Origin of the sequence: Syntrophorhabdus sp., from assembly GCA_012719415.1 — a bacterium.
In the GTDB taxonomy this organism is placed as follows: Bacteria; Desulfobacterota; Syntrophorhabdia; order Syntrophorhabdales; family Syntrophorhabdaceae; genus Delta-02.
This window is the reverse complement of the sequence record JAAYAK010000001.1, coordinates 1-5,342: the sequence shown is the minus strand read 5'-3', so window position 1 is coordinate 5,342 and position 5,342 is coordinate 1. Positions and strand designations below refer to the sequence as shown.

Here is a 5,342-nt window from a genome sequence, read left to right as displayed (position 1 = left end):
TTCTTCCTGTCCAGCACCTTCCTCACCGTCTGCAGAAGTTCAAAGGGGGCTATCGGTTTGGGGAGGAAGTCGAATTCGGAGTCGGCGATGCCGCGGTTCAAAATAGTGTCCCTTGTATGACCGCTGGTGAAGAGGAACGCGATCCCGGGATCGACCTTCCTGATCTCTTCGTAGACCTCTCTCCCGTTCTTTTTCGGCATGACGGAATCAACGATGATCAGGTCTATTCCCCTGTGCTTCCGATGCTTGTTTATCGCGTCCTCGCCATCGACGGCCCCTATGGCCCTGTATCCATGCCTGGTGAGGACCTTCGTCACAAGGCGCCTCAGATCGGCGTTGTCCTCGGCCACAAGGATGGTCTCCGTACCCCTTTGCGTCACCAGCTCGGGTTCCGTCTCCCGCGGCGCCTCGGAGCCGACAAGGGGAAGATATATGCGAAAGGTCGTGCCCGTCCCCGGCTCGCTGTAGACGTTGACAAACCCGCCGTGCTGCTTCACAATGCCGTACACGGTGGACAGACCGAGCCCGGTGCCCTTGCCCACTTCCTTCGTGCTGAAGAAAGGATCGAAGATCTTCTCCTTCGTCGCCTCATCCATTCCCGTTCCGGTGTCGGAGACGATCACCATCACGTATGCGCCGGGCTTACCGTAACCGTGAGTATGGACGAACCTTTCGTCCATGTCGGTCTTCGATGTAGCGATAAGGAGCCTTCCTCCCCTCGGCATGGCGTCACGCGCGTTGGCGACAAGATTGAAAAGTATCTGATCGATCTGGGTGGCATCGGCCATGATGACCATGTCCTCAGGCTGAAGGGATACGCGGAAGTCCACGTCCTCCGTCAGCAGCCTCTTGAGAAGCTTCTCCGTCGACCTGATGGTGTCGTTGATGCTCACGGGATTGAGGACGATGGGCTGTTGCCTCGAGAACGCGAGAAGACTCCGGGTCAGGTTCGCCGCCTTCTGGGAAGCCGAGATGATCTGCTCGACATGGAGCCCCAGGGGATCGTGCTTGTCCATCTCCATCTGCAAAAGACCGGCGTACCCCATCAGCGTGGTGAGGATGTTGTTGAAATCGTGGGCGATCCCTCCCGCGAGACTGCCTATGGCCTCCATCTTCTGTGATTGCCGCAGCTGCCGTTCAAGCTTCTTGAGTTCCGTGATGTCCTCGCATGTCACCAGGTAATCACCGGAAGCAAGTTTCAGGGGGATAAAGTTGACCATCTTTTGCGAGCCGTCGGCGCAGGTGACGGCGAAGACCTTGAGCTTCCTCTCTCCCCGCGGCAGGCCGCTGATCTCATCCTGCCAGGTCGTGATCGCCTCCTGTCTCAGCCTATCGTCCGGGTAGACCCTCTTGAACCAGCTCCTTCCGTCGGGGATGTCGCTGAGGTCGTATCCGAACATGTCCCTGAACTTCGAGTTCATGTAGGTGTAACGGCCATCTCTGTCGATAAGCACCATGCCGAAGGGCGCGTTGTCGGAAAGCGTCTTGAGCTTGAGCCTTTCGTTGTTCAAGGCCTCCTCGGCTGTCTTGCGGGCCTCGATGTTCCGTATCACGACAAGCATCCTGTCCACAGTCCCGAGATGGACCAGTTTCATCAGTATCTCGACCCAGAATCCCCTGCCCTCCCTGTCAGGCATCTTCCACTCGAAAAATTGAGGTTCGCCGGCCCTGGCCCTTGCCGTCAGCCCCCTCATCTCCCCGGGTGTGCAGGGGGAAAGACCTTCGGCACAAAGCCTGTCCAGGCTGAGGTTCTTGAGCTCGCCGCGGTCATAACCGAACATGTCGCAGGTGACGCGGTTCATGTCGACAATGAGGCCGGTATCGATATCCTGCAGGAAGATGGCGTCGCTCACGGTGTCGAAGATGGTCCTGAAACGCTCCTCGCTCTCCCTGATGAGATCCTCTGCCTGCCGCCTCTCTGCCACCTGCCGCTTCAGCTCCCGCGTGCTTTCCTCGAGCTCGGCCATCTTCTTTTCCAGCTTCGCGATGAGTCGCTTGTTGTGCTCCGTCAGATAGTCTTCTTCGTCCGCAAGAGAGCCCTCGCGCTTCCCGGCCGCTTCCGCGCACACCCGGGCGATGACGCTGAGAAGTTCATCGGGCTCCATGGGCTTGATGAGGTATGCGTCGGCGCCAATGCTGAGTCCCAGCTTCCTGTCCTTCTCGTCGGCGTAGGTCGCGGTGTAAAAGATGAAAGGGACGGCGTCGAGGTCCTCCCTTTTCCTGCACTCCCGGCACAGCTGGAACCCGTCCATTCCTGGCATGAGGATGTCGGATATGATGAGGTCGCACCGGGTCCCGGACAGGTGGTCGAGGGCCTCCCGGCCGTTATGAGCGCTCATGACCTCGTGGCCCGCGGCCTTAAGCATGACCTCCAGGTAGTAGAGATTGTCCGCATTGTCGTCGGCGATAAGGATCTTCACGTGGTCTCCTCCCCCTGGCCGCCAAAACAGCGTTTCATGTCATCAACGAAGGTTTCGGGATCGATGGGCTTCTCGATATATCCCGAACAACCCGCCTCGAGCGCCTTTTCGCGGTCGCCCGTCATGGCGTAGGACGTCACCGCTATGATGGGCATGGCCTTGAGCTCCGCATGGCTGCGCAGCTCCCGTGCAACGCCGTATCCGTCCATGTCGGGCAGCTGTATGTCGAGCAGTATGGCAAGAAGCCCCGGGGACATGGCCTTGTCTATCCCTTCCCGGGCGCTCCTCGCCTCCACGACGCGAAACCCGTTCTTCTCGAGAAGGAACCTCATGAGATACATGTTCTGTTCGTTGTCCTCGATCACCAGTATTCCGTCCTTCATGCTTCCTCCTTCCTTTTCGCCGGGAGGACAACGGTGAAGGTGCTGCCTTCGCCGATAACGCTTTGCACGCTGATCTGCCCGCCCATCATGTCGACGAGTTTCCTCGTGATGGAAAGGCCGAGCCCCGTACCCTCGTGCCTTCGGGACAGGCCGGTGTCCACCTGTTGGAAGGGATTGAAGATCCTTTCGAGGTTCTCAGCCTCTATTCCGATCCCGGAGTCCCTCACGCTGAGGACCACATCCGCATCCCGCGCCGTGCAGGATATCTCTATGAACCCTTTATCGGTAAATTTGATGGCATTGTTAACAAGGTTTATGATGACCTGCTCGACCCGCCTCTTGTCCCCGATGAAGGTCCCCATCTCCCCGGCCGTCCTGAGGGAAAGAGCGAGTCCCTTCCTCTCGGCCAGCGGCGATATAAGGCCCATCACCTTGTTGATCGAGGTCATGAGATCAAAGGGCTCCGCCTCAATGTTGAGCTGACCAGCCTCTATCTTGGAGATATCGAGGACGTCGTTGATGAGATCGAGGAGATGGCGGGAACTGTTCTGCACCATGCCGAGCTGTTTTCGCTGTTCCTCGTTGAGCGGTCCGGCGAGCCCCTGGATGAGAAGCCCGGTGAAACCGATGATGGAATTGAGCGGTGTGCGAAGCTCGTGGGACATGGTAGCCAGGAAGGCTGACTTCAGATGGTCGGCGGACTCCGCTTTCTGACGTGCTATATCCAGTTCGGAAGTCCTCTCCGCAACAAGTTCCTCGAGATGGTCCCGATACTTCACCAGCTGGTTCTCGGCAACCCTGCGTGCCGTGACGTCCTCCATGGTGATCAGTGTCTCCCCATCGTGAAGCCTGACGGGAGTGAAACTGACGATCTTCTCCGTCCCGTCGGAACAGGTGACCCTGTTCTCATAGGCCTTGTTCTCGCCGGGGGTGAACCTCTCCACCATCTCGAGCCACGCCCCTATCACCTGGTGCCTGTACCCGGGATCGGGATAGGCCTTTCTGAACCAGGTCCTGCCGTTGGGAACATCGTTCACGGTATAACCGAACATCTCTATGAACTTCGGATTAACGTACCTGTATGTGCCGTCACGGGAGATCATTACCATGCCGAAAGGGGCATTCTCGGTCAGGGCCAGTTCCCTGTCCTTTTCCCTCAGCAGGGCTTCGTCCGCCTGTATTCTCTCCAGGATCTCCTTCTCCATCCGGGCCGTGCGCGACCTGACGCGCACGCGCAGCATGAGGTTGTGTAACAGGACGAGGCAGGCGATCACTATCACCGAGAGCACGACCCACTTGACCCAGCCCGGGTAGTCTTTCCTGCCCACAACGCCGGTCCAGCGCCTCAGAGAGTAATAGTAAGGCGAATTGCGGTCGATCTTCAGGGTCTCGATGTAGCGGTCCAGGGCAGCGATGAGATCCGGAGCCTTTCCTTTCGGAGCGGCAAACCTGAGCTCGATGGGATTGAAGATGAGATTGGTGCGGCGAACACCGTAGGTGTCTTCATGGAGAAGGCCAAAGAACCGGCTGACCACCCCGGCGTCGACCCTGCCCGTCTTCAACTCCCGGAAGACCTGCTCATAGGTGCCAACGTCAACGAACTCGGCTGCCACCCCGAACCGGGAAAGCATGTCGCGCAGCGCGATGTTGTGGGTATCGCCCTTTACCGCGGCAATACGTTTTCCCTCACATTGCATGAAGGAATCGAGCGTCTCTCCCCGCATCGCGTAGACCTGGCCCCAGTTCGACACAACGCTGTTGCCCGTGAAATCCGCGTACCCCGCCCTGTCCTGCGAATGAACTATGGCCGCGAGGATATCTATCTCCCCGTTTCTCAGCATTTCCAGACAGCGGTCCCAATCGCATGAAACATAGGAGACGGCCCATCCCTCGTAGTACGCCACGTAGCGGATGATATCCATGAAGAGCCCTTCCCCCTCGCCTTTGGCATTCACGGATGCCATGGGAAGGTTGGGCTCAGCGGCGACACGCACAGTGCGCTTTGCCGGGGCAGAATGCACTGAAAGAAAGAAGAGAAGAATGGAGATAACGGCTGTTATCAAAAAGCGGGTGAAGCATGGAATAGCTTTGCGCACCATGGTCTACCCTTTAGCGGATCAAAGATGCACCGCATCCGGAAACGTCCCGAACCCTTCAAGCGGTTCTAACGGTTCCAACCGTCTCTACAGTTTCAGCTTGAGTCCCGAATCCTTCTTCTCTTCACCTTCGTCGGGCTTCATCTCGGCCATTTTGATCTTGAGCCGCACGTCGTTGGGGCTGTCGGCATAGGCGATGGCGTTGTCGAGGTCCAAAAGACCCGCCTGGTACATGTCGAAGATGTGCTGGTCAAAGGTCTGCATTCCCTCGAAGTAGGACTCCGCCATGGTCTCTTTCAGGAGGGTGATCTCGCCCTTGAGAATGAGGTCCTTGACCCTCGGGCTGTCGAGAAGGATCTCGATCGCCGCCGCGCGCTTGCCCTCCACGGTGGGGATGAGCCTCTGGGATATGATGGAGCGTATGTTGAGGGAAAGCTGCATGT

At 58.0% G+C, this 5,342-nt stretch carries 4 protein-coding genes; all 4 read right to left on the bottom strand.

The features are described 5' to 3' along the window. On the bottom strand, nt 1-2,420 hold a 2,420-nt coding region (locus GXX82_00020; GenBank protein ID NLT21410.1), incomplete at its 3' end, for a response regulator. Continuing rightward, nucleotides 2,417-2,803 carry a response regulator gene (locus tag GXX82_00015; protein ID NLT21409.1) on the bottom strand — a complete coding sequence of 129 codons (387 nt, stop codon included), beginning with the start codon at nt 2,801-2,803 and terminating at the stop codon, nt 2,417-2,419. The genes GXX82_00020 and GXX82_00015, both read right to left, overlap by 4 nt. After that, nucleotides 2,800-4,767 carry a transporter substrate-binding domain-containing protein gene (locus GXX82_00010; protein NLT21408.1) on the bottom strand — a complete coding sequence of 656 codons (1,968 nt, stop codon included), beginning with the start codon at nt 4,765-4,767 and terminating at the stop codon, nt 2,800-2,802. The genes GXX82_00015 and GXX82_00010 overlap by 4 nt, the downstream gene beginning before the upstream one ends. Nucleotides 4,768-4,986: 219 nt before the next feature. After that, nucleotides 4,987-5,342: type IV pili twitching motility protein PilT (locus GXX82_00005; GenBank protein NLT21407.1), on the bottom strand; the 356-nt coding region annotated here is incomplete at its 5' end.

Coding starts and splice junctions, on each gene's coding strand:
- GXX82_00015 (NLT21409.1), bottom strand. CDS start 2,803: ATGAAGGACGGAATACTGGTGATCGAGGACAACGAACAGAACATGTAT.
- GXX82_00010 (NLT21408.1), bottom strand. CDS start 4,767: ATGGCATCCGTGAATGCCAAAGGCGAGGGGGAAGGGCTCTTCATGGAT.